Origin of the sequence: Paenibacillus sp. HGF5 (assembly GCF_000204455.1) — a bacterium.
Taxonomy (GTDB): Bacteria; Bacillota; Bacilli; order Paenibacillales; family Paenibacillaceae; genus Paenibacillus_AQ; species Paenibacillus_AQ lautus_A.
This window is the reverse complement of sequence record NZ_AEXS01000055.1, coordinates 1-25,528: the sequence shown is the minus strand read 5'-3', so window position 1 is coordinate 25,528 and position 25,528 is coordinate 1. Positions and strand designations below refer to the sequence as shown.

The window sequence follows — 25,528 nt, the reverse complement described above, 5'->3', positions numbered from 1 at the left end:
ACGGTGAGATGAAATGAACATGCAGCCTGCAGGAAGCTCCGGAGCCGCTCCTTCTCCGGAGCGGTTTCCGGAGAGGAGAACAACCTTAAAGAGCAAGACGTCCGACGGTTTATGGGGGTACTTTTTTATCTTTCCCCAGATGATCGGTTTGATCGCTTTTTCATTGGTTCCGCTCATCTCGGCTTTTGTCATCAGCATGATGAACTGGGACGGCATGGGGGCGAAGAAGTTTATCGGACTCCAAAATTTCGTGTCTCAGCTTCAGGATGAGGAGTTCCACATCGCTTTGGTGAACACGGTGTATTACACGATTCTGTCGGTACCGACCGGCATCGTTCTCGCCATGCTGGTGGCGGTGGGCTTAAACCGGGTTCGCGGAAAGATTCTGTACCGGCTGATCTACTTCATGCCGAACATTACGATGTCCGTCGCCGTGGCCGTCGTGTTTATGTGGCTGTTCAACGCCGACTTCGGCCTCATTAACATGTACCTGCAGCAGTGGTTCGGGATAACGGGCCCCTCCTGGCTGACGGATTCCAGGTACGTGATGCCTTCGATTGCCCTGCTGAGCGTCTGGATGGGGCTGGGAGGCAACATGGTGCTGTTCCTTGCCGGACTTCAGGGCATATCGAGAAGCTATTACGAGGCGGCCGAGATTGACGGCGCCGGCAAATGGCAGCAGCTGATCCATATTACGATTCCGCTGCTGTCCCCGACGACCTTTTTCGTAACGATCATGTCCATCATCGGTTCCTTTCAGGTGTTCGACCAGTCGTTTGTCATGACCTCCGGCGGACCGGCGAAGGCCAGCTATACGCTTGTCTATCACATCTACGAGACGGCCTTTGCGGACTTTACCTTTGGCAAGAGCACGGCGTCGGCGGTCATCCTGTTCGTGATGATCCTGTCGCTCACCTTGTTCCAGATGAAGATGTCCAAGCGGTGGGTGCATTACGAAGACTGACGGTTCGAACCTAGGAAGGAGGAAAACGAATGATACATCGGGGATTGAGGATGTCCACCGTGGTGCTGCATATCGTGCTGATTTTAGGTGCCTGCATGATGGCCCTGCCGTTTGTGTGGATGGTGCTCAGCTCGCTCAAGGATTTGTCGCAAGTATTCGTCGTGCCGCCCAAATGGATTCCGGATCCGTTCATCTGGTCCAATTATAAGGATTCGCTGACGGCCCTGCCGTTCGGGCGCGCGTATTTCAACAGCTTCTACATCAATATCATCGTGGTGGTTTCACAGCTGGTTACCTGCTCCATGGCGGCTTATGCTTTTGCCAAAATCACGTTCCCGTTCCGGGAGCCGCTGTTCGTCCTGTTTCTGGCAACGATGATGGTGCCGGGACAAGTAACCATTATTCCGCTCTATCTGATCATGAAAAATATCGGATGGCTGGATACGCATCTGGCAATTATCGTCCCTTCTGCGCTGCTGAACGCATTCGGGGTATTTCTGCTCCGGCAATTCTTCAGGGGCATTCCGAAGGAAATGGAAGAGGCGGCCATCGTGGACGGCGCGAATCGCTGGACGATCTACGCCCGGATCATGATTCCTCTAATCAAGCCGGCTTTATCGGCACTCGGGATATTTACCTTTCTCGGGATGTGGAACAACTTCTTTAACCCGTTGATTTTTCTCAGCAGCACGGATAAGTTTACCGTGCCGATGATGCTGAATTTGTACCGCGGCATGTACGCGACAGATTGGACGCTGATGATGGCGGGGGCTTCCATTGCGCTCGTCCCGGTGCTCATCGTGTATATCATCGGGCAGAAATATATTATTGAAGGCGTTACTTTATCCGGGATTAAGGGATAGGCAAGCTTGAGCAGCCCGTAAGCGGGGTTCCTTTGTACAAAGGAACCCCGCTTATGGTTATTTGTGTTCTGACCAGGATACCAATATAAAGCAGAGGAGCTGCAGTATATTCTCACAGATATACTAGTATGGTAGTATAAGGTAAAATGAGTGCGCTTACATCTAACATATCATGAGGGGGGACGAGGGTATTGTTCAATGTACTTCTGGTGGACGATGAACCATGGGTTCTGGAAGGACTTCGAACCATGATCGATTGGAACCGGTTTGGATTTCAAATATGCGGAGAAGCCCTGAGCGCTCCGGAAGCGCTAAAGTTAATGGAACAGTTGAAGCCCGAGCTGGTGATGACGGATATCCACATGCCAGTCCTGAACGGCCTGGAATTGATTGAGCACAGCAAACGGATACTGCCTCTTCCTCCGAAATTCGTTATTTTGAGCGGATATGATGATTTTGGATACGCGCATCAAGCCATGCGCCAACGGGTCGCCGAGTATTTGCTGAAACCGATTGATGACGAGGAGATTGAGGCAGTGCTTGCCAAGCTCAGCCATGAGATCCAGGACGAACGAGACGCTGAACGCAGCTACCGGAAGAAAGCCGGCCTTGCCGTCCATTATTTGTTGAACCGGCTCATTCGGGAAGAGTTGAGCCCTGATTTGGCAGAGCAAGCCAGCAATGCGATGCAAATCCAGGGCGAGCCGCTGCTGCAGTGCCTATTGATTGAAACAGGGATTACTGAAACGGGAGTGGATTGGATCGAATGGATGACCGATTACGGGCCCCCGAGCTTACTGGGATGCTTCCAGGACAATAGCGGGAGCATCGGAGTGGTGCTGCATGTCGAGCATTCGACTCCGGATGAGGTCATGGAGACTGCGCTGCAGTTGCAGTCTGCTCTGGCCCGGGAGCTTGAAGGGCCGGTTATCGTGGCGTTAAGCGGCACAGGGGAGGGAATCCAGGCGATCGGAAAGCTTTACAGGCAAAGCGCGGAGGTGCGCGACGATAAGCGAAGCCAAGGCCGAAGCGGCGTGTTTTGTTGCCAAGAACCGAGAGGAGCCGAGCGGCTCCGGGGACTTCCCTGCGGATGGATGGACGAATTGCTTTCCATGATTATGGCGGGGGAGCATGCGTCCATCGAGTCATGCTTGGCGCGGATTTTTACGGCCATGCCCGATCATCTCCTCCACCTGAGGGCTTTTCAAGCCGATGTGGCCGATCTGGAATTGAAGCTGTGTCGAAGAATCGCGGAAATGAATGGAGATCCGGATCTATTCATGAACCGGCTGCAAAGGAAGCTTGGTCATCTGAGTGATGCTTGCCATAAAGCGCCATTGAAGAATTATATGCGGTTGCTCGCGTTTGAGGCCGCTTCGCAGCTGGAAGAGTTAAGCAAGCTTAACGAGCACAACACCATTTTTCAAGTGATTCAGTATGTCGACCGGGAGTACCGGAGCAGGCTTCAGCTTCAGGATTTGGCACGACATTTCCATATGAACGCCACCTATTTGGGGCAGCTGTTCAAGAAGCATGCTGGCAAGCCGTTCAAGGAATACCTGAATGACAAGCGGATCGAGGAGGCCAAGCTGCTGCTGAAACGGAGCGGAATGAAGGTTTCCGAGATTGCGCTCCATGTCGGGTTCCCGAACGCGGACTATTTTATCCATAAGTTTAAGTTGACAACCGGGATTCTGCCCTCGAATTACAAGAATCATGTTGAAAGCAAGCAGCGCTAAACCGGGAGGGTGCCTTCATGAAGAGAGTGTTCAGGCTGGGGAATTTCGTGAACGATATTCCGTTGAAAACTAAATTTTTTCTTATTTTTGTCATTGGTGTACTGCTGCCTATTCTGGTGGTCAACCTCATCTTTATGGATCGGATGTCGGAGCTGATCCGGGAGAGAGAGGAGCAGAACCTCGATATCTCGATGGAGCGGGCTAGGAAGGATATTCATAATTTCATCGACGGCGGGGTGGCTGTAAGTCATGCGCTGAGTACAGATAAGACCCTTTACGAAATGCTCGATCGCGAGTATGAGTCCCAGCTGGACTTCTACGAAACCTTTGATGAGCAGCTCCGGAATCGGGTAACGAGCTACATACCGGTTAACAACCAGATTCAGCGGATTAGCATCTTCACCGAAAATTCCACCATTGTGTCCGGCGGCAATTATCATGTGATCAACGATAATGTGCTCGAGAGCGATTGGTATGCGTTGTGGAAGAGCTCGGCCCATCCGGTGCTGGTGGCGGCATACAGGGCTACGGAGGCAAGCAATTCGGCTTCGACGGTTCCGTATTTAAGCGTCATTGAGAAGATGGATTATTTTGATAGCTATTCCACTTATGAGAAGCTGCTTCGCATCGACATCGACCTGAGCAAGATCTATGACGTTATTGTACGGGAACGCGATTATCTGGATATGTATTTGGTGAACGAGAACAATGAGATTATTATGTCGGCCAGCAGCGGTTATGAAAGAGGGAAGTACAGCGCATATTCGAAGCTTGACCTGGAGCAATACGATGAAGAGGATCGGCATGTGTTCTCAATCGGAACGGCCAGGTACGTGAAGGGGTGGAAGCTGATCGGCATCAACCGGGGGAGCCGGATTACGAGCGCCATGCTGGATATGCAGCTGTTTACCGTTGTATTGGCAGCGGTTGTTACGCTGGTTGCGGCGGTCTTTATTACCGTTATGCTCCGGTCCTACAATTACCGGGTGAAGCGTTTGTCCCGTCATATGCAGAAGGTGAGCAACGAGAAATTCGACTTGATTGAACTGGACGAAGGCCGGGACGAAATCGGCGGACTCATCCGGAATTTCAATCAGATGACAGCGAAGATGAACTCCCTGATCAACAATGTGTACAAGCTGGAGATTCAGAAGAAAAGCCTGGAGATGGAGCGGGTTCGGGCTGAATTGAACTTTTTGCAGAGCCAGATGAATCCCCATTTCCTGTTCAATACCCTGAATGCGATATTGGTGGTCTGCACGAAGAATCGATACACGGATGTGACGGATATTATCAAAAGCTTGTCCAAGCTGCTTCGCAGACTGCTGAGCTGGAGAGAGGATTTGGTCTCCGTGGAGGAGGAAATCAGATTTATCGAAATGTATCTCAAAATCGAAAAATTCCGCTTTCGGGATAAATTCGAATATCAATTCAACATCGATATGGAAGCGCTTCATTATAAAATTCCGAAAATGAGCATTCAGCCGCTCGTTGAGAATGCATGCAAATATGGCCTGCAGGCGATGGATGGAGCGGGTCTGGTGACCATAAGTGCTTCGGTTGCCCGTGATTATCTTCGCATCGTCATTACGGATAGCGGTAAGGGCATTGAGCAAAGCAAGCTACGGGACATTATTCTCTCGGTTCGCAACGAGCAGTTCTCGGGCAACAGCTTCGGCATTCGAAACGTATATCGGCGGCTGGAGCTGTACTACGACGATCATGTCATTTTCAACATTGCCAGCACCCCGAATCAAGGGACAACCGTTTCATTCGAGATTCCGATCCGGCTGTTGGAGTCTCGGGAGCATAAAGGCGGAGAGGGGGAGAACCATGCCTTTCAAAGTGCTGTTGATCGATGACGAACCGGTTGCGCTGGAAGGGCTGGCGCTGTGGATCGATTGGGAACGCTTGGGGTTTAGCGTCTGCGGAACCGCGGGCAACGGAGTGGAAGGCTTGAAGATGATTCATAGGCTTGCGCCGGATTTGGTCATTACCGATGTAAACATGCCGCTAATGGACGGGCTTCATATGATTGAAACCTGGCAGCAGCATCACCGGGATAGCGGTGTGAAATTTGCCATCATGAGCGGCTACAGTGAATTTGAATATGCAAGGAAGGCATTGCGGCACGGCATCCATCACTACATGCTGAAGCCTATTATTGCAGAGGAAGCCGAGGAGGAGCTCGGCAAGATTCATGCTGAGCTGATGCAGGAGCATCGCAGATTAAGCCTGAGCGCGATTGCTAAGAGGGAAGAGGATGTTTCGTTGATCATGCAAACGCTCTTGGAGATGCCGCTTAGGGCTAGCGGCCTGTCGAGGCTTCAGGTTATATCCTCCGCCCATCAAGAGTGGAACGTATGTCTGATCCAAGCAGAGCCTGACTTGTTTCCTGACGTCAAGGAAACCGTCGCCCGCTTGTCAGCCCACGCGAATTCGGAGTATGTCATCGATCTGGAATCGAACCGGCTTGGTTTGGTGAACGGTTATTCCCCTGACAACGGGAGCGTACCCTCAGGCACGATCCGCGAGCTGGTCCGCCATTATGCAGGACAGCGGCTGTTTATGGCTGTAGGAGAAGGCCAGCAGTCTCTGGTGCATATCCGTTGCTGCTACGAAACTGCCAAGGAAGCCATCGAGCATCAATTTTACGATCCGGCGTACGGCGGGATGATTTCATATGAAGAGGTACGGGATCGGCCGTTTCATTATCGTTACCCCACGAACCTGATGGATGATGTCATCAGGTCCGTGGAGCTCCTCGACAAGAAGGGATACCGCGAGGCTGCCGGATTGGCTGCGTCCAGGTTTGCGGAGCAGCGAATCGCGCCGGGGATCGTGAAGAAAATGGTGATCCATGTTTTGTATAAAATCATGGATTTGGTGAGGGAGGCGGAAGGTGCGGAAGCTCGAATCCTAGCAGCCAAATCCAATGCAGCTGGATTAACGGACGGAACCTTCCATTTGAACGACTTGATGGGAGAGCTGCTGCGCTTCGGGGAAGAGTGCATCGAGCTTCTTCTCAAGGAACAGGCCCGGCATTCGCAAGGCGTAATCCAGGAGATTAACGATTATATTCGGCAGCAATACCGCGAGAATCTGACCATTAAGCGATTGGCGGAGCTTTTTTATCTGCATCCCGTCTATCTCGGCCAGCTGCTGATGCGTAAGAATGGGATTGGCTTCAACGAACTCATACATAATTTGCGGATTGAGGAAGCGGCCACGCTGTTGAAGCAGAACAAGCTGAAGAACAGCGAAATCGCCGAAAGGGTCGGCTACACCCACTACAACCAATTCCTTAAGCATTTCGAAAAAAGATGGGGCATGGCACCGAATGAGTTCAAGAAGAGGATGTTCTAAAGTTTTTAAGGTTAATGCTTTAATTATAGTATAGTCCGCCTTTGAAAGCGCTTTTAAAATAAAGGAAGGTTACACGAAGAGGCGTATCGACCAACGATGTAACCACATTATGACGGAGGTGCTTTTATGGGGGGTAAGACAAAATCATGGCTTCGGCTCAGCACGGTGTTGCTGTTGTCGCTTTGCATCGTCCTTACGGGCTGCGGGGGCGGAAACGGGAATAGCGGGGCCCAGCCGGAAGCAAAGGACTCCGCAGAACAAACAACACCCGGGACGGACGGGGATAAGATCGAACCATTTGAGGTGAGTGTTTTTATCGGTCAGCCCGACCAGCAACCAACACCTGACAACAAGATTTATAAATTAATCAGGGAAAAGACAGGAGCATCCTTCAAATTCGAGTTCCTGGCAGGCGATATTGACCAGAAGCTCGGCGTTATGATTGCAGGCGGCGATTATCCGGACATGATGACAGCGAATCAAAAGCTGACAGCTGCCGGTGCCTTTATCCCGCTCGAGGATTTGATTGAAGAACATGCGCCAAACTTGAAGAAGCATTATGAGAAGTACTGGAACATGATGAAAGACCCGAATGACGGTCATATTTACAATCTTCCAAACTACGGTGTAACGAATGCGGACGTTAGCTCGTCTTGGTATTCGGGCCCGGCTTTCTGGATTCAGAAGGACGTGTTGGCAGAGGCGGGATATCCAGAGGTTAAAACCTTGGATCAATATTTTGACTTGATTAAACAATACAAGGAAAAGCATCCGACCATCGACGGTACGCCGACGATCGGCTTTGAAATTCTGAACTATGACTGGAAAAACTGGGGGCTGTTCAATGCTCCTCAGCATTTGATCGGTCATCCGAACGATGGCGGTGTGGTCGTTAAAGATGGCAAGGCGGAAATTTTTGCCGATAAGGACTATGCCAAACGTTATTATAAAAAGCTGAACGAGATGAATACCCTGGGCATCATCGACAAAGAAACGTTCACTCAAAACTTCGACCAGTATATGGCGAAAATCTCCAGCGGCGCAGTTCTTGGTATGTTTGACCAGCACTGGAACTTCCAAAGCGCAGAAAACGCGCTGATTACCCAGAAGAAAGATGAAAGAACATATGTTGGTCTTCCGCTTGTATTTGATGAAAGCATCCGGGATCATTACAAAGATCGTCCGGCTCTAAACCTCAATAACGGATTCGGGATTACGGTCAATGCATCCGAAGAGCAGGCTATCAGAATTATTAAACTATTGGATACGCTGATTCAAGAAGATTGGCAAAAAATCTTGGCCTGGGGGATCGAAGGGGAAGATTACATCGTCAAAGATGGCCGATTCATGAAAACGCAAGAGCAGCGCGATCAGTTTACCGATGCAACCTGGAAGCTCGCGAATAAAGCCGATTCCTTCTACGGCCAAGCCCCAAAAATGGAAGGTTTATTCTCGGACGGCAACGCTACAGATGCGGCTGCCCAGCCTGAAGAAATTCTGGCAGGCATGAAAGAGTATGACAAGAACTTCCTCGCCCAATATGGATTCAACAGCTATGTCGACTTCTTCAGTCCGGCTCCCGAGAACGACATCGCTTACCCCGCATGGTCTGTCGACCTGGTAGACGGATCTGAAGCGAAAATCGTGAATACGAAGCAAAATGAGTTGTCCACGAAGTACTTACCCAAAGCCATTCTTGCTAAACCGGAAGAATTCGACAGCGTCTGGGATGAGTACGTCACTGATATCCGCAAGCTCAACATCAAGGCTTATGAAGATCGGATTAATGAAGTGCTGCAATGGAGAAGAGACACTTGGTCTGTTAAGTAAGGCAACGGAAGGTACATGAATCGTAAACGGGGAGGCTTCATGCCTTCCTTGTTTACGAAATATGGGGTTTTGGGGAGAACAAACTTATGGAAGAGACCTTTGTCAAAGACTCTGCCGTCCGGAAGCCTAAGACAAACAAGAAAATCACCTGGGCCGTACTCAAAGAACAGAGACAGTTGATCTATATGTCGGTGCCTCTGATGGCTTACATCATCTTGTTTGCCTACGTTCCTATTTGGGGATGGACCATGGCTTTCCAGGACTACAAGCCGGCTAGAGACTTTAGTGAACAGAAGTGGGTAGGCTTTAAACATTTTGAATTTCTTTTTAAGGACGATAGTTTCCTGCAAGTGCTTCGCAATACGCTCGCAATGAGTGTTATCAATATGATTCTCGGCTTTACGACTGCAATTATCCTTGCATTGTTACTGAATGAAATCCGGAAAGTATTTTGGAAAAGAACCGTACAGACGATCTCCTATCTTCCGCACTTTCTATCCTGGATCATCGTAACCGGGATTGTGGCGACGAGCTTGGCTTCGGACGGAATCATCAATGATGTCCTTATGAAGCTGCATCTCATCAAGGAGCCGATCCAATGGCTCAGTGAAGGCAAATACTTCTGGGGAATCGTCGGAGCGTCGCATGTTTGGAAAGAAGTCGGCTGGAATACGATTATATATTTGGCTGCGATGGCATCCATCGACCCGGCGCTTTATGAGGCTGCCGATATGGACGGGGCAAGCCGCTATCGGAAAATGTTCCATGTTACTTTGCCGGGCATTAAGCCAACGATCATTATTCTGTTGATCATGCAGGTCGGTCACATTCTGGAAGCAGGCTTCGAGGTTCAATACTTGCTGGGCAACGGTCTTGTTGTCGACTGGTCGCAAACGATTGACATTTTCGTGCTGAAGTACGGGCTTGCCCAAGGCAATTACTCATTAGCAACGGCTGCCGGTATATTTAAAACGGTCGTTAGTGTGACGCTGTTATTGATTGCAAACGGAGTCGCGAAACGGCTAGGGGAAGAGAGGCTGCTATAATGGCAAATCAAACAATCAGCCCTGGGCCAGCAACTGCTGCCGCAGCGCCTAAATCCGTCAGAAAAAAAAGAGTAGAGCCGGTCCTTTTTAATACATTCAATACCTTGTTTATGATTGGTCTTGTCGTTGTCACATTATATCCGTTTCTGAACACGATCGTCGTTTCCCTGAATGCGGGGAATGATACGATCCGGGGCGGAATCTATCTCTGGCCGAGGGAATTTACCTGGCAGAACTACAAGGCGGTATTCGCTTCGGGAACGATATATGACGCGTTCTGGATTTCCGTGGCAAGAACAGTGCTTTCAACGCTGCTGAATCTGGTCTTGACCACGATGCTGGCGTATACGCTGAGCCGTCGGGAATATGTATTCCGCAAGCCGATTACATTGATCTTTATTCTGACGATGTACTTTAACGCAGGCTTGATTCCTGGATATTTCTTGATGAAGGACTTGCACCTGCTGAATTCGTTCTGGGTATATGTGATCCCGTCGATGATCAGCGCATTCAATATGATCGTTATCCGGACGTATATCGGAACGATTCCGGAAAGCTTGGTCGAATCGGCAAGAATTGACGGAGCCGGAGATTTTAAAATCTTCATCCGGATCATCTTCCCGCTGTGTAAGCCGGTGCTGGCAACCATTGCGCTGTTCGTGGCCGTGGGGGCTTGGAACTCCTGGTTCGATGCATTCATCTATACCTCCTCCCGCCAAGAGCTGAGCACTTTGCAGTATGAGCTGATGAAGCTGCTGTCATCCAGTATGAACGCGAACAGCAACCCGGCAGTGGCTGCCGGCGCAGGGATGACGCAGGACGCTGCGGTGAACATGGTAACGCCGATTTCGATTCGCGCTGCCGTAACGGTCGTGGCATCGGTTCCGATTCTGCTGGTTTATCCGTTCATGCAGAAATATTTCGTAGTCGGATTGAACGTGGGCAGCGTCAAGGAATAATCCAGGTTTCGCTATATGACAGACCATAAATGCAACCAATGAGGAGGCAAGCATTTCGTGTCTAAGAGAACACTCATTAGGAGGATCAGCCTGATGCTGATCGCGTTCATGCTGTTCATTCCGCCTGGCTGGAGCGCGGCGGCAGTTGAACCGGCCCAGCCGCCCGCTGATCAGGATATTGTGATTCACCAGCATTTCGATGGCGGGACGGAGGGGTGGTTCAAACGGGGGACGGAGACGGTGACCTCCGCTACCTATGCTTATGAAGGGACAGGGAGCTTGTTGACGGAGGGAAGGACGGCGAACTGGAACGGCCCGGGGTTTAATCTATCCGCCACGAATCGGCTGGACAAGGGGGCTACCTATGAAATTTCCGCATATGTCCATCTGAAGGAAGGCACCCAAGGGTCTCAGAAGCTTCAGCTTGCGATGCAGCAATCCGGAGCCGAGCCGGAATACGTGAACTTCAGCAGCCCGGTCGACGTAACCGCCGACGGGTGGGTGGAGGTAAAAGGCCGTTATAAATACGATGCTAATGCTTCGGCCCTGCAGGTTTATTTGCAGAGTCCGAGCAGTCTGGACGCCGCTTATTATATGGACGAATTCAAAGTCCGGCTGATTGAGCCGGCACCGGACCCGGGCAATGGGATACCGGGGGGAGAGAATACGGTCGTATGGGATTTTGAAGACGGAACGACGATGGATTGGGGACCTCGCGATTCGGAGACCGTAGAAGCACTGCCGGAAGCAGCCCATAGCGGCGGCTACGGATTAAAGGTCCGGGATCGGACGAACAGCTGGAACGGGCCCAGCCAGGATGTCAAAGACATCATGGCGAGCCAAAAAACGTATACGATCTCAGCCTATGCCAGGCTTGAGCAGGCTCCTGCCGCGGCGGTCAAACTATCGCTTTCGATGGAGAATAAAGCGGCGGGCGCGGCAGAGACGTCCTATACGACCCTCGCCTCAGCCTCCGCGAGCGGCACGGAGTGGGTGGAACTGAAAGGAACGTTCGGCTTCAGCTCGGATATGGAAACATTGAAGCTCTACGTGGAGACCTCGGATCTTTCCAATTTCTATGTCGATGACATTAAGCTCGCTCTGCCGGGCTCCATTCAGAATGATATTCCCGCACTGAAGGATGTGTATCGGGAGTATTTCGAGATCGGGGCAGCCGTGGAGCCTAAGCATCTGTCGGGCGTCCACAAGGAGCTTCTGGATTATCATTATAACTCGCTTGTTGCCGAGAACGTAATGAAACCGGAATCTCTCAATCCGAGAGAGGGAACCTATAACTTTGCCAACGCGGATCTGATCAGGGATTATGCCAGGGATCATGGCATGAACCTCCGGGTCCATACGCTGCTGTGGCATCAGCAAGGCGCCGAATGGATGCTGAAGGACGACAAGGGCCAATATCTTGAAGCCACGCCGGAGAACAAAACGCTCGTCCTTCAGAGGCTGGAAGCTTATATCCATGAGGTAGCCGGCCGCTACAAGGGAGATGCCCGCGATTGGGACGTCGTGAATGAGGTCATTGACGAAGGGCGTCCGGACGGCATGCGTGACAGCCAGTGGTACCGGATAACGGGGCTCGACTATATCCGGACCGCCTTTCATGCGGCGCGAGATGCAGCCGGACCCGAAGCCAAGCTGTACATCAACGATTACAGCACGCACAACCCGAAGAAACGCGATTATTTGCTGAATCTCGTAAAACAGCTGAAGGCGGAAGGCGTTCCGATCGATGGCGTTGGCCATCAAACGCACATCAATATCAGCGGGCCGTCCATCCAGCAAATCTCGGATTCCATCCGGATGTTCGGCGAGGCAGGATTTGATAATCAGCTTACCGAGCTGGACGTTTCGGTGTACACGAACAATACCGACGCCTTCCAGACCGTTCCTCAGGAATTGCTCGACAAGCAGGGTTATCGGTACAAAGAGCTGTTCGAAGAATTGAAGCGGCTGGACCAAATGGGCGTTGATGCAGGCGTGGAGGGCGGCTGGATCAGCAATGTCACCCTTTGGGGGATTGCAGACGACCATACCTGGCTGCATGACCGTCCCGCGGGGACGGGCCGCCAGGATGCCCCGTTTCCTTTTGACAAGCAATATCAGGCCAAGCCAGCTTATTGGGGAATGGTCGATCCCTCCAGGCTAACGATTGTGAGAAAAACCGGGACGGCTGTGGAGGGTAAGGCCGTCATCGACGGACAACCGGATGTTGCCTGGAATCTGGTTCCTGCACTTAAGACGGAGAAGCTAGGAGCGTTGTCTGCCGAATTTAAGACGCTATGGGACAAGGACCATATCTATGTCAGCGTTGACGTGAAAGACGGATCGATAGCCCCGGGGGATCAGGTTGATATCTTCGCGGTGGTGAACGGTACCCTGCAAGAAGCCCGGATTCAGCGTGGAGCCGCCAACACGGCAGAGACCGCGGGAGGTTACGCGGGGGAGGCCCTTCTCCAGCTACACGGAACAGGGGCATTGGGCGGCGACATTTATTTCGATGTCAGGGTAACGGATTCCGGTTCGGATGACGGTTCCGAGCATGGCAAGAACGGAGCGGTGGTGTCCTGGAGCGATCCAAGGCATGCCCAGGAGAGCGATCAAGACGGACTCGGCATTCTTACGCTCGCAGCTGCGCCGAAATCGGCCCAGGCCTTCTACGGCACCCCGAAGGTGGACGGCGAGCTGGACGGCATCTGGAAGGGAGCCGCGGAACTGGCAACCGATGTGTGGGTCGAGGGTAACAGCGGCGCGACGGCAACATTCCGGACGCTATGGGATGAGAATCACCTGTATGTTTACGCCATGGTTAGCGACAGCTTGTTGTCGGATGCGAGTCCCAACGTATGGGAGCAGGATTCGGTAGAGATTTTTGTGGACCAGAATAATGGAAAGACGGATGCTTACCAAGAAGATGATGGACAGTACCGGATGAGCTTCAACAATCTGCGTTCCTTTGGCGGTTATGCGGGCGAGGATAACTTCACTTCGGCAGCGAAGGTGATCGACGGGGGATATGTCGTTGAAGCAGCGATCCGCCTGGATAAGATCAAGCCTGAGAAAGGGACGGTCATCGGATTCGATTTGCAGGTGAACAACGATGAAGACGGCCAGGGTACAAGAGACAGCGTGGCCATCTGGTCGGATCCGTCGGGCCAGTCCTATCAGAACACGTCCAGGTTCGGCGTGCTGGAATTCACGAAGAGCTCCGCTCCAGGCGGAGGAGACGGAAACGGCGGAGAACATAACGGCGGCGGTGACGGAGGAAGCGGAGCAAACGCGGGCGGAGGCGGAAGCAGTACAAGTCCAGCTCCAAACACGCCTTCACTCGAAATCCGGAACAACGACGGGCGGATTCTCGCTGTTCTCTCGAGCCAAGTCCTTCAGCAGGCATTGGATAGGGCGGCAGCTGGTGTGGAAGGGCCGAAGCGAGCAATCGTGGATATCCCGGCTCAAACAGAGGCCCAGTCCTACGAAATTCAATTGCCGGGCAAGTGGCTGCTGGGGAACTCGGAGGTTGTGTTGATCCTCCAAACGGAGTTCGGCGCACTGGAGCTGCCAAGCGCATGGGTTCGGGGAGCCGGAGTAAAGGATACGGAAACCGTCACGCTGCGTCTGGCGAAAGCTTCGGGCAGCAATTGGGCTGCAGCCCTTCGCGAGGAGATCGGTGATCGTCCGGTGTTCCGGGTAGAGGTTCTTGCCGGCGACCGGGCCCTGTCGTGGAAATCGGGGAAAGCTCGCCTGATCTGGTCGGTGCCTTACACACCAACCAAGGAAGAGCTGGCACAACCGGATCATATCTTTGTCAGGGAGATCGATGCCAACGGGCAAGGCGGGCCTCTTGCTGACAGCCGTTATGATGCGAAACAGGGGATCGTTCGCGCAGCGCTGCCCCATGGCGGCACGTTTGCAGTCGCTTCCGCATTCAAGACGTTTCATGACCTGAAGCATGTGCCGTGGGCGATCGATGCGATCGAAACGATGGCCTCCCGCGGATTTATCCAAGGGGTAAGCGAAACGCTGTTCGATCCGCAGAACGAAATCACCCGGGCCGATTTCCTCGTTATGCTCGTACGCGTGCTGGAGCTGGAAGGCCCGAGCGAAGGCCGGGCAGCATTCGGAGATGTTACGTCTTCGGCCTATTATTACAAACACGTGCAAATCGCCGCAGAGCTTGGGCTCGTTCAAGGCGTCGGCGGAAATCGTTTCTCGCCGGACACGCCGATGACGCGCCAGGACATGATGCTGGTAACGCAGCGTGCCCTGGAGGCGGCAGGCAAGAAGCTGGAAGGCGAAGGGGCGCTGGATGCTTTTGCCGATGGGGATGAGGTTGCCGAATATGCCAAATCGAGTGCAGCTGTGCTTGCAGGGTCGGGCATCGTGAACGGCATGAACGGCAAAATCTCGCCGAAGGCTTACTTTACGCGTGCCCAGGCAGCCGTGATTCTGGAACGGATTTGGAATTGGGAACGGATTAAGACCGTGAATCGTTAATGCGATGATCGGACGTAAACGATGAAAAGCAGTATGTGCGTATGAATGAGATGGAGGCCACCCGTAGCAACGGGCTGGCCTTTTTCGTGCGAATCCTCAGGCCAGGCGGGCGGCGCGCTATGAATCATGCGGGACAGGCGAATCCTTTTCTAGCAAAAGACGTCTATCTTCGTGCTTTCTTGGAAAACCTATTCATAGATTCAAGATTCTAAGCTAACGCTATTAAATAAATCTATGAATATGGGTTGGAGGTTGATGTTCTTGTATCGTTCATCTGTTCATGCTGAAGAAGCCGATCATCCGGAGTGGGCGCCAGATCTTCTGGGGAGGGTTACCAAACGGATTGGCAGCGTCATCGTCGGACATGAGGAGCAAATCTCGTTAACGATGATTGCCTTGCTGGCCGGGGGCCATGTGCTGCTGGAGGACGTGCCGGGAGTCGGGAAGACCATGCTGGTGAAGTCGGTGGCTGCGTTAATCGGCTGTGATTTCAGCCGCATTCAGTTTACTTATGATCTGATGCCAGGGGACATCACGGGCGCATCGGTCTATTATCCGCACACGGGAGAATTTGTATTTAGGCCCGGACCGGTGATGTCCAATATCGTGTTGGCCGATGAGATTAACCGGGCATCGCCGCGGGCGCAATCCGCGCTGCTGGAGGCGATGGAAGAGGGGCGCGTCACCGTGGACGGCCATACGTATCCGCTGCCTGCCCCGTTCTTCCTGCTGGCAACGCAAAATCCTTACGAATATGAAGGCACAAGCCGCCTGCCGGAGGCGCAGCTTGATCGTTTTTTGATGAGATTATCGCTGGGCTATCCCAACATGGAAGGCGAATTGGAGCTGCTGGAGCGGGGAATGGGCAGTTCCAGACTGGATGATCTGAAGCCGATCATGATGGGCTCCGAGCTCATCCGGATGCAGCAGAGCGTTGCCCGCGTCTTCGTGGATGACACCATCAAACGCTACATGGTCAGTGTGGCCGATGCTTCCCGAAGGCAGCAGGGCGTATCCCTGGGCATCAGTCCGAGAGGGACATTAGCGTGGCTCCGTGCTTCGCAGGCAGCTGCATTTTTGACAGGACGAATGTATGTCATCCCGGATGACTGCCTGCGCGTTGCCGTACCGGTGCTGACCCACCGGATTCACCTCGGTCATGATGCACGCGCAGCCGGCGTGAGTCCTTACGAAATGGTAGAGTCCATCATTACGAGGTTTGATCTGCCGCGCCAGCGCAGCCGGAAGGGAAGCACCTCATGAGACGCCGTCTGCTGGAATGGTTGAGAGGCATAGCCATCTGGTCGGTGTCTTTGGGGCTTTATCTTTGGTTAGGCGGGGAATCGCTGCGGCTTGTTTGGTGGGCATCCACGATTTTATTGCTGGGAGGGGTTATGACGAGCTTGCTCGGTCCGACCCGAATCACCATCTCGCACACAAGCTCCCCTTCAAGCATACAGGCTGGAGACTCCGTCCAGATGACGGTTCATGTTGCCTATCGTTGCATTCTTCCCCTGCCATGGCTTATCATCACCGACCGCATCGGCAGCAGGACATATCGCAAACTGCTGTTCCCGGGCATGCGGCGAAGGCTTGCGTATACCTACCGGCTGAACCAGGTTCCCCGCGGAGTCTGGTCTTCGATCTACAGCGAGGTGGAATGGGGCGATCTGTTCGGCTGGTTCAGGACAAACCGAAGTCTGCTCAGCGATTCGGGCGGCCTGATCGTGCTGCCTAAGCCGGCGGAGTGGCCTGTGGCCGAGATGCCTGTGCATGGAAGCGATATGGATACGGAAGATGAACGCGTACGCTTCAACGTTTGGAATGAAATGAGAGGATCGGGCGTGCGCGATTATGTTCCAGGGGATCCCATGAATCGGATTCATTGGAAGAATTCCGCGAAGCTTGGCCGCTTGCAATCTTTTATGCCTCATGAGGGCTTTGGAGCAAGGCAGGGCGTTGTGCTGGATACATCGCTCCAAGGGTATGAGGGCCATGAAGCCCGGAAACCGCAGGAAGAATTTGAAGAAGCGGTATCGGCCGCAGCGGGAATGGTATCCCGGCTTATACGCTATAGAATCCCCTATCAATTATGCATGGATGGGACGGATTTAGAGGGTCCATCGATTGAACGGAAAGGCGGGTCCGAAGGGCAGCCGGATTCGTTGGTGCCTCTGGCCTCTGTTCAGCTAACCGGGAATGATCCGATGCGGAACCGAAGATTCCAGCAATCCTTCAATCCCTCGCAAATGAATACGGATTGGGCTATCATCACCGGGTACTTCCATCAGGGCGCCGCTGACGCCGGGATAAGCCTCCTGAATGCGGGCTGCAGAAAGGTGACCATTTATTGCACGCAAAGCGTAAGCCGGTTGAAATCGGCTGAAAGCACATCGGCGGCTCCGCCGGAGAATCAGGCGCATCCGCCGTGGGCGCGGGAATTTTTCGGCAAAGGCGGGAAGCTGATGTATGTACATGAAAAACTAGCAGTAGAGGTAGAGCACCCTATCCGGATCGGAGGTGCCGTCCATGACAGGACCGGGCAGCTCGCCCGTTAGGGCTGGCGGCAATCGGGAAGCCGGGTCATCCGGATCACGGAGTGTGCCCTCGGTATTCGTTTCCAGATTGTCGCACGGAACGCTGCTTCATCGCATATTAATCACGCTGCCGGTGGCGGGACTTCTGTCAGAGTGGCTCTTGCCCCTTCGGAATGCGGGCGAAACTGGCGGCCGGTTTGTGCTGGAAACCTTGTTCCTATGGGCTTTATTTCTGCTGCTTCAAGGGTTGTTTACATGGCGGGGCTGGGTGTGGCTGCCGCTGAACGCCGGGCTGGTGGTTTGGCTTTGTTCCCGGTTGTTTGAATATAGCGATCCGCTCGCGTGGCTGTCCGATTACGCTTCGCTGATACTTCCAGGCGACGCTTCGGCTTTCAGAAATGCGTGGGAGTTTACGATCTTAAGCCAGGAAACGAGGACGATCATCCTGCTTGTCGGCTGGGGCATCATGGTATCCGCAGTGCATATGCTGGCTCTGTATCGCCGGACCGTTTGGCTGTTTGGCGGTTCGACGCTCGTTTATTTGGCGGTGCTGGAGTCTGCCATGGAAGAAAGCGTCTATGGGGATATGCTGCGCGGGGTGCTGTACATGTTGCTGGCCCAGGGCATGATGCTGATCCTTAAGCTGAAGCAGGAAGCCGTGGAGGGAACCTCTTCGGAAATGGACCTCCCCGAACCCATGCGAACCGCCCGCTTGTCCGGGCTGCCTGTGCTGCGCTGGAGCCTGTTTGTGCTGCTGGCCTCCGTTCTGATCGCGGGGATTACCCGAGTAGGAGGGGGATTGGGCGAGCCTTCGCCAGGCATGGGATTGAGTGTGGCGGAAATGGCGGAACGACTGGCGGGATGGGGGGATCGGCTCCGCGGAAATGCGGAACCGTCGATTCCTGCCTCCCAGGCTGCCGGATATGCTTCCCAAGGAGAAGATTTGGGAGGCCCTCTGACGCTCAGCGATGCATTGTATTTTACGGCGCAATCGCCTGTACCGACGTATTGGCGCGGAGACACGTATAATCGATATGACGGCCGAAAATGGGATGCAGATCCCTCCATCCGCAAGCCAGTCAAGCTATCGGAAGACCTGAGCGGTTTCCTGCCGTATTGGGAGCGTCCTTCTGGAGAGTCGATCGAGCAGTCGCTGACTTTTGTACAGGAGACCTCCGTCCCATCTTTGCTGTCGGGAGGTATTATTACCCGCGTGAAGGAGATGCATTCTTCCAAAGAGCGAGGTGCGCCAAGGTTGGCCGTCGACAGGCTGTCCGAAACGATTTCCTTGCAAGGCGGGAGGTCGGTGTCCGGTTATACCGTAGAAACTTTATACGCGCAGCCGGAGGAGCAAGCGCTCCGCAGGGCGAACGGGGATGATCCCGAATATATGGAAGAAATGTATCTGGAGCTTCCCGAGGAACTGCCCTCCAGGGTGAAGGATTTAGCGCAGAAGATTACATCGGACGCCGCGGGCAGGTATGAAACGGCGCAAGCTATCGAATCCTATTTGGAGCAAAACTATACGTATACGCTGCAAACCTCCGTGCCACCGGAGGGCCGGGATTTTACGGATCATTTTTTGTTCGATGCGAAGGAAGGGTACTGCGTTCATTTTGCCACGGCGATGACCGTCATGCTCCGATCCGAAGGCATCCCCGCACGCTATGTGACGGGATTCGCGCCTGGCGATCGGGTGGCCGGGACGACGGATCGTTACGAGGTCGCCCAAAAGAACGCGCATGCGTGGGTGGAGGTGTTTTTCCCGGGACAGGGGTGGGTCCTGTTTGATCCGACTCCGGGCTTTGGGATCGAGGGGATGTCCATGCCTCCGGCTGCCGGCGATTCCGGCTCCACCGGAATGATGTCATGGCATACCTTGTGGAGTACCATGATCTACGCTGCCGTTAAAGTGCTCCTTGTGATATCCGCCATCGGTCCCGTGATGTTTGGGGTCGCGCTTTTGTTGATCCTCCCTCTTATTGTGGCCGTCATTTGCCGAATTCCGGCCGTACGCCAGAGTTGGGCCTTCATGAGGATGGCCCGGACGATAGCGGTCAGCGGGCGGGAGGGACTCGTATCGGCGGCGGTATGGGTCTGGGACAAGCTGCAGCACAGGTATGGGGATTTGGAAAGAGGGCAGACCATGCGTCAATACGTCAGCGCCCTGTCGATTGCCGATGCCGCATTCAGGGCGGAGCTGGAGGCGTTCGCGTCGCGCTGGGAGCGGGCGGCGTACCAGGATGAACCGTGGTCCCGTACGGAAAAAGTACTCTTTTTGCGCCAATGCATTCGAATTGTCAAAAAACTGGCATGAAAACAAAGGGCCCTCTTTCTTGACGGTATGAATTGGGGTTGCGTATAATTAATTTCATTAATCAAGGGAGGCCCGGTAATGAATAAGCCTAATGAAATCATCGTCGTTTTGGACTTCGGTGGACAGTACAACCAACTTATAGCACGACGCATTCGCGATCTTGGCGTTTATAGTGAGCTTCTGCCATACAATACGCCCGTCGAGAAGATTAGAGATCTCTCCCCGCGCGGCATTGTTTTCTCAGGAGGTCCTTCCAGCGTGTATTCCGAGAATGCACCGCATGTGGATCCTGCCATTTACGATCTGGGACTGCCGATCTTTGGCATTTGCTACGGCATGCAGCTGATGGCTCAGCAGCTGGACGGAAAAGTAGAGCGTGCTTCGAAGCGCGAATACGGTAAAGCCGAATTGGAATTCGCTCCGAACTCGACGCTTGTCAAAGGAATTGAGCAAAAACAAACCGTATGGATGAGTCATGGCGATCACGTGGTATCGCTGCCTTCCGGCTTCAAGCTGGATGCAGGAACGGAATCCGCTCCGATCGCCGCGATGAGTAACGAAGACAAGAAGCTGTACGCCGTGCAATTCCATCCGGAGGTTCGCCACTCCGTCCATGGTAACGAAATGATCAAGAATTTCCTGTACGAAGTATGCGGCTGCGAAGGCAACTGGAGCATGGAGACTTTCATCGAGGATCAAGTTCGCGAAATCCGTGAAGTGGTCGGCGAGAAAAAAGTGCTGTGCGCACTGAGCGGCGGCGTTGATTCCTCCGTTGTGGCCATGCTGATTCACAAAGCCATCGGCGATCAGCTGACATGCATGTTCATCGATCATGGACTGCTGCGCAAGGGCGAGGCCGAGAGCGTGATGGAGACCTTTGTCGGCAAGTTCGACATGAAGGTCGTCAAGATTGACGCGCAGGAGCGTTTCATGTCCAAGCTGAAGGGCGTGGACGATCCGGAGAAAAACGAAAATCATCGGCAACGAGTTCATCTACGTATTCGATGAGGAATCCAGCAAGTTCGATGATTTCGCATTCCTGGCTCAAGGCACGCTGTATACCGATATCGTGGAGAGCGGAACGGACACGGCACACACGATCAAGTCCCACCATAATGTCGGCGGGCTGCCTGAAGACATGAAATTCGAGCTCATCGAGCCGCTCAAAGCCCTCTTTAAGGACGAAGTTCGCAAAGTCGGCGAAGAGCTTGGCTTGCCGGACGAGATCGTTCACCGTCAGCCTTTCCCTGGACCGGGTCTTGCGATTCGCGTACTGGGCGAAGTAACGGAGGACAAGCTGCAAATCGTTCGCGACTCCGACTACATCCTGCGCGAGGAAATCGCGAAGGCCGGTCTGGATCGCGAAATCTGGCAGTATTTCACGGCGCTTCCGAACATGAAGAGCGTAGGCGTTATGGGTGATGCGCGCACGTATTCCTACACCGTAGGCATCCGCGCCGTAACCTCCATCGACGGCATGACAGCGGACTGGGCGCGCATCCCATGGGATGTGCTTGAGAAAATCTCCGTCCGCATCGTGAACGAAGTCGAGAACGTCAACCGCATCGTGTACGACGTGACTTCCAAGCCGCCAGCAACGATCGAGTGGGAGTAATTTTTATACAGCTGCACTAAACATAAAAACCTTCAAATCCACATCCGTGGGATTGAAGGTTTTTTTGCGTGGGTACCATACGAGCTTTCCTCTTTAAACAATGGATTGAGGCCCTGGTTTATTGCATGCATCTTTTGTCCAATAAGATAAATAATACGTTAAGGCGCAATGGGTAAGAGCGAGCTTTAGGGAAGTCGAACCAAGACCGAACCTGTGAGGAGGAAAAGAATGAAAGCTATCGTCATTGACCGTTATGGTGGCAAGGAAGAGCTTCAGGAAAGAGAAGTACCTACTCCTGCACCGCAAGCGCACCAGGTCTTAGTCAAAGTGGCCGCTACCTCGATCAATCCAATTGACTGGAAGCTTCGAGAAGGCTATTTAAAACAGATGATGGATTGGGAGTTTCCCATTATTTTAGGATGGGATGTTGCCGGGACCATTTCGGAAATCGGGAGCGAGGTAACGGATTGGAAAGTGGGGGACGAAGTGTTTGCCCGCCCGGAAACGACCCGTTTTGGCACATATGCCGAATTTACTTTGGTGGATGATCACCTGTTGGCACGCAAGCCTGCTGCTATCTCATGGGAGGAAGCGGCATCCGTTCCGCTCGCGGGACTGACTGCTTGGCAGGCGCTGTTTACGCATGGTGAACTGACCAAAGGAGAGAAGGTATTGATTCATGCAGGCGCTGGCGGCGTCGGCATGTTCGCTATCCAGTTTGCCAAACAAGCGGGTGCTTACGTCATAACGACCGCCAGCGAACGCAATCATGAACTGCTGGCCTCACTCGGTGCTGATCGGATGATCGACTATCGGACGACCCGATTTGAAGATGAATTATCGGATGTGGACGTTGTGTTCGATACGATGGGCGGTGACGTGCAGAAAAACAGCTTTAAAGTACTGAAACAGCATACCGGGCGAATTATATCGATTGTCAGCGATTTTGATGAAGAACTGGTAAGAAAATACGACGTGGCCGCCAAAAATATATGGCTGGATCCCAATGGCCAGCAGCTTCAGGAAATAGCCGACCTGTTAGAGCAAAAAAAGGTAAGATCCGTCGTGGGAGCTACGTTTCCTTTTTCTCGAAAAGGGCTCTACGATGCCCACGCATTAAGTGAGACCCACCATGCTGTCGGTAAAATAGCCATAAGTTTCTCCTAAGGAGATATACGATTCCTCCTGCGTGTCCGTTTCGACCCGCTTCTGCCACCATCGGATGTAAAACACCTCACCGGGCGGATTTCGATGATCGTGTGCGCATCTTTTGGGTTGTTTTTAGTCGTATGTAGGTCAGTCGTCCTAGAGTGGAAAGCTTTTGGAAAGGCAATTCCCGAACGTTTCTTTAAATTGACAAGTATAATATTCGTTTTTGTTGTTGACAAGGTTGGGCTTCTCGTCCTAGAATATGTGTAGAAACCGACACGACAACTACAAATAACGAGCTTTTTCGTATAATCCCGGGAATGGGCCCGGGAGTCTCTACAGGTCACCGTAATGATCTCGCTACGAAAAGAAGAGCGGCAATATAATGATGCGGACTCGTCCAGCATTCGAGATCGGCCTGCAAGCTGGAGCAACGCTCCCATGCAGCAGACCGGTTACTCGATAAGGATGCTGCCCGGCAGCATGCGAAAGATTGTTTTGCGGCTCTTTTTTCAAGCGACGGCCCTAGGGATCTATCCTTAGGGTCTATTTGTATGTTGCCGGTCATTAATTTAAGGGGGATATCTCTACAATGGAGCGTTTCTTTAAACTAAAGGAACACGGAACGAATGTAAGAACCGAGATTATCGCAGGCTTGACGACCTTTATGACCATGGCTTACATCCTGCTGGTCAACAATCTGTTCCTGGGTCCTGACGGCGCGGGCATTCCACAGGAAGGCGTATTCTTCGCTACCGCTGTTGGTGCCGGTCTCGTGACCATGGCCATGGGCTTTTTCGTTAACATTCCGGTTGCGCTGGCACCAGGCATGGGTTTGAATGCGTATTTCATGACAGTTGTATTAAGCTCGAACGGTGCGATTACTTGGCAGGCGGCGCTCGGTGCCGTATTCATCTCCGGTATCGTCTTCATCATTCTTACGGTAACCAAAGTCCGCCAAATGCTGTTGACGGCGGTTCCGAACAACTTGAAGATCGCCATTACCGTTGGTATCGGATTGTTCATCACGATCGTTGGCCTGAAGCTGGGCAATATCGTTACGGCTTCCATCAACCCGGGAACGGATATCTCTCATCCGGTACCAGGCGGTGCCTTCAATCTTGGTCTTGGAAATTTCGTTGAAAACAAGGATACGCTGCTTGCGATCATCGGGCTGTTCCTGATTGCCATCCTGATGGTCCTGAAGCTGAAAGGCGCACTGCTTATCGGTATCGTGCTGACGACGCTGATCGGTATTCCGATGGGCGTTACCGATCTGTCGGGTCTGAGCACCGCGAGCTGGATTCCTTCGTTCGATAATCTGGCTGTCGGTCAGATGGACTTGAAGGGTGCGCTCGGGATTGGTCTTATCGAAGTTATTTTCATCTTCACATTCGTCGAGCTGTTCGATACGTTCGGAACGCTGGTTGGTACGGCAGGCCGTGCCGGACTTCTGAAGAACAAAGAAGAGGGCGAGAAAAAGCTCGGCAAAGCGATGCTCGTGGATGCGGGCGGCGTAAGCGCAGGCGCATTCCTCGGAACTAGTACGATCACGGCCTTCGTAGAAAGTACTTCCGGTGTTGCTGAAGGCGGACGTACAGGCTTGACTGCAGTTACCACAGGCGTACTCTTCATTCTGGCATTGTTCCTGGCTCCGATTGCGCTGGTAGTTCCTTCGGCAGCTACGGCACCCGCACTTGTCATCGTCGGCGTCCTGATGATGAGCCAGGTACGCGATATCGAGTGGGATGATTTCATGCAAGCTTTCCCGGCATTCTTGACGATCATCCTGATGCCATTCACAGGCGGTATCGCGAACGGGATCTCCGCTGGTATCATTGCTTATGTGGTTCTTGCGGTATTCGGCAAATTGATTGGCCGCACGGATACCAAGGTGCATTGGCTGATGTGGATCTTGTTTGTGATCATCTTGATTCGATATGCGTTCCTCGGTGCAGAATAGTTAAATTCGAATCTAAATGATGTACAAAAAAAGCGAAAGCTCTGGGAGTCTGTCCCGAGCTTTCGCTTTTTACTTAGGTCCGCAACAGCGGTTGAGTGACAACAGATTCGATAGTCTTATAGAATCTGTTGAACTAAGTTAGTATTTTAATATAAGAAGAAATAGGATTAACCGCAGGTATTACTGCGGAATAGACCTTTGAAGCTTTAATGACCTCTAAGCGCACAGGCTGGTATTGGATGATGTGAGCGGTACGCGGCGAGATCATCAGACCGTATTACGGAATGGTGCCTTCTCGCAAGGCCATAAGTGCACTTAATATGAAACCTTACGTTTAATATACAAGGGGCTCAGTAAACACGGGTTATACTAAACTGCATTATAGTAGAATTCTCTATGAATAATTTTTTCAAAAAAACACTTGCGTTCCGGATCGATGCATGGTATATTATATTTCCGGCCAAGAAATACGGCCTGGAACAAACGCTTGGGTCAACAAGCCAAAATGAATTTGAAAAATAAATTCAAAAAAGCTTGCAATGATCGAGTGGGTGTGATAAGATATAAGAGTTGCTAACGAGATAACTTGTTGGTGACAAACAAAGAAGTTGATCTTTGAAAACTGAACAACGAGTGAGTAAAACGAACCACTTCGGTGGGACGTTGTAATA

General features: G+C 52.5%; 15 protein-coding genes, 1 pseudogene and 1 riboswitch. Of the genes and pseudogenes, 15 read left to right on the top strand and 1 reads right to left on the bottom strand.

Annotated elements, in window-relative coordinates:
- Positions 1 to 13 precede the first annotated feature (13 nt).
- The 15 genes and pseudogenes from HMPREF9412_RS08800 (at position 14) to HMPREF9412_RS08730 (ending at position 24,857) form a co-directional block, all read left to right on the top strand.
- Positions 14 to 964, top strand: coding sequence for a carbohydrate ABC transporter permease (locus tag HMPREF9412_RS08800; protein WP_009591117.1), 951 nt, complete (start codon positions 14 to 16; stop codon positions 962 to 964).
- A 29-nt stretch (positions 965 to 993) separates the two neighbouring features.
- A complete protein-coding gene (locus tag HMPREF9412_RS08795; RefSeq protein ID WP_009591095.1) occupies positions 994 to 1,827 on the top strand; it encodes a carbohydrate ABC transporter permease in 834 nt (277 codons plus the stop codon).
- Positions 1,828 to 2,018: 191 nt separating this feature from the next.
- Positions 2,019 to 3,566 (top strand): helix-turn-helix domain-containing protein, encoded by a 1,548-nt coding sequence (locus HMPREF9412_RS08790; RefSeq protein ID WP_009591111.1) that lies wholly within the window; start codon positions 2,019 to 2,021, stop codon positions 3,564 to 3,566.
- 17 nt (positions 3,567 to 3,583) lie between these two features.
- Complete coding sequence (locus HMPREF9412_RS08785; RefSeq protein WP_009591099.1) at positions 3,584 to 5,428, top strand: sensor histidine kinase; 1,845 nt, start codon at positions 3,584 to 3,586, stop codon at positions 5,426 to 5,428.
- The gene (locus HMPREF9412_RS08780) at positions 5,400 to 6,932 is read left to right on the top strand and encodes a response regulator transcription factor (RefSeq protein WP_009591087.1); all 1,533 of its coding nucleotides are present in this window, start codon (positions 5,400 to 5,402) and stop codon (positions 6,930 to 6,932) included. The genes HMPREF9412_RS08785 and HMPREF9412_RS08780 overlap by 29 nt, the downstream gene beginning before the upstream one ends.
- 126 nt (positions 6,933 to 7,058) lie before the next feature.
- The gene (locus tag HMPREF9412_RS08775) at positions 7,059 to 8,762 is read left to right on the top strand and encodes an extracellular solute-binding protein (protein ID WP_009591101.1); all 1,704 of its coding nucleotides are present in this window, start codon (positions 7,059 to 7,061) and stop codon (positions 8,760 to 8,762) included.
- An 86-nt stretch (positions 8,763 to 8,848) separates the two neighbouring features.
- Positions 8,849 to 9,808, top strand: coding sequence for an ABC transporter permease (locus HMPREF9412_RS08770; protein ID WP_009591116.1), 960 nt, complete (start codon positions 8,849 to 8,851; stop codon positions 9,806 to 9,808).
- Positions 9,808 to 10,767, top strand: a complete 960-nt coding sequence (locus tag HMPREF9412_RS08765; RefSeq protein ID WP_009591097.1) for a carbohydrate ABC transporter permease — start codon at positions 9,808 to 9,810, stop codon at positions 10,765 to 10,767. The genes HMPREF9412_RS08770 and HMPREF9412_RS08765 overlap by 1 nt, the downstream gene beginning before the upstream one ends.
- A gap of 57 nt (positions 10,768 to 10,824) precedes the next feature.
- A complete protein-coding gene (locus HMPREF9412_RS08760; RefSeq protein WP_139083906.1) occupies positions 10,825 to 15,276 on the top strand; it encodes an endo-1,4-beta-xylanase in 4,452 nt (1,483 codons plus the stop codon).
- Positions 15,277 to 15,531: 255 nt separating this feature from the next.
- A complete protein-coding gene (locus tag HMPREF9412_RS08755) occupies positions 15,532 to 16,539 on the top strand; it encodes an AAA family ATPase (protein WP_009591129.1) in 1,008 nt (335 codons plus the stop codon).
- Positions 16,536 to 17,834: a DUF58 domain-containing protein gene (locus tag HMPREF9412_RS08750; protein ID WP_036671724.1), complete on the top strand. Its 1,299-nt coding sequence runs from the start codon at positions 16,536 to 16,538 to the stop codon at positions 17,832 to 17,834. Before HMPREF9412_RS08755 ends, HMPREF9412_RS08750 begins: the two co-directional genes overlap by 4 nt.
- Positions 17,806 to 20,130, top strand: a complete 2,325-nt coding sequence (locus HMPREF9412_RS08745; protein WP_009591123.1) for a transglutaminase family protein — start codon at positions 17,806 to 17,808, stop codon at positions 20,128 to 20,130. Before HMPREF9412_RS08750 ends, HMPREF9412_RS08745 begins: the two co-directional genes overlap by 29 nt.
- 78 nt (positions 20,131 to 20,208) lie before the next feature.
- Positions 20,209 to 21,745, top strand: a pseudogene (gene guaA, locus HMPREF9412_RS08740) (glutamine-hydrolyzing GMP synthase).
- Positions 21,746 to 21,973: 228 nt separating this feature from the next.
- Positions 21,974 to 22,912: an NADP-dependent oxidoreductase gene (locus HMPREF9412_RS08735; RefSeq protein WP_009591092.1), complete on the top strand. Its 939-nt coding sequence runs from the start codon at positions 21,974 to 21,976 to the stop codon at positions 22,910 to 22,912.
- A 266-nt stretch (positions 22,913 to 23,178) separates the two neighbouring features.
- Positions 23,179 to 23,277: riboswitch (purine riboswitch) on the top strand.
- Positions 23,278 to 23,486: 209 nt separating this feature from the next.
- Positions 23,487 to 24,857, top strand: a complete 1,371-nt coding sequence (locus tag HMPREF9412_RS08730) for an NCS2 family permease (RefSeq protein ID WP_009591114.1) — start codon at positions 23,487 to 23,489, stop codon at positions 24,855 to 24,857.
- A gap of 448 nt (positions 24,858 to 25,305) precedes the next feature.
- Here HMPREF9412_RS08730 and HMPREF9412_RS33090 read toward each other — a convergent pair.
- Positions 25,306 to 25,528, bottom strand: a 223-nt coding sequence (locus HMPREF9412_RS33090) for a hypothetical protein (protein WP_217492361.1), incomplete at its 5' end; no start/stop codon positions are given.

What these genes read in the sequence shown, in the direction of transcription:
- HMPREF9412_RS08775 (WP_009591101.1), top strand. Translation starts at nt 7,059, where the DNA reads ATGGGGGGTAAGACAAAATCATGGCTTCGGCTCAGCACGGTGTTGCTG.
- HMPREF9412_RS08745 (WP_009591123.1), top strand. Translation starts at nt 17,806, where the DNA reads ATGACAGGACCGGGCAGCTCGCCCGTTAGGGCTGGCGGCAATCGGGAA.
- HMPREF9412_RS08800 (WP_009591117.1), top strand. Translation starts at nt 14, where the DNA reads ATGAACATGCAGCCTGCAGGAAGCTCCGGAGCCGCTCCTTCTCCGGAG.
- HMPREF9412_RS08755 (WP_009591129.1), top strand. Translation starts at nt 15,532, where the DNA reads ATGTTCTTGTATCGTTCATCTGTTCATGCTGAAGAAGCCGATCATCCG.
- HMPREF9412_RS08785 (WP_009591099.1), top strand. Translation starts at nt 3,584, where the DNA reads ATGAAGAGAGTGTTCAGGCTGGGGAATTTCGTGAACGATATTCCGTTG.
- HMPREF9412_RS08770 (WP_009591116.1), top strand. Translation starts at nt 8,849, where the DNA reads ATGGAAGAGACCTTTGTCAAAGACTCTGCCGTCCGGAAGCCTAAGACA.
- HMPREF9412_RS08735 (WP_009591092.1), top strand. Translation starts at nt 21,974, where the DNA reads ATGAAAGCTATCGTCATTGACCGTTATGGTGGCAAGGAAGAGCTTCAG.
- HMPREF9412_RS08765 (WP_009591097.1), top strand. Translation starts at nt 9,808, where the DNA reads ATGGCAAATCAAACAATCAGCCCTGGGCCAGCAACTGCTGCCGCAGCG.
- HMPREF9412_RS08795 (WP_009591095.1), top strand. Translation starts at nt 994, where the DNA reads ATGATACATCGGGGATTGAGGATGTCCACCGTGGTGCTGCATATCGTG.
- HMPREF9412_RS08730 (WP_009591114.1), top strand. Translation starts at nt 23,487, where the DNA reads ATGGAGCGTTTCTTTAAACTAAAGGAACACGGAACGAATGTAAGAACC.
- HMPREF9412_RS08750 (WP_036671724.1), top strand. Translation starts at nt 16,536, where the DNA reads ATGAGACGCCGTCTGCTGGAATGGTTGAGAGGCATAGCCATCTGGTCG.
- HMPREF9412_RS08780 (WP_009591087.1), top strand. Translation starts at nt 5,400, where the DNA reads ATGCCTTTCAAAGTGCTGTTGATCGATGACGAACCGGTTGCGCTGGAA.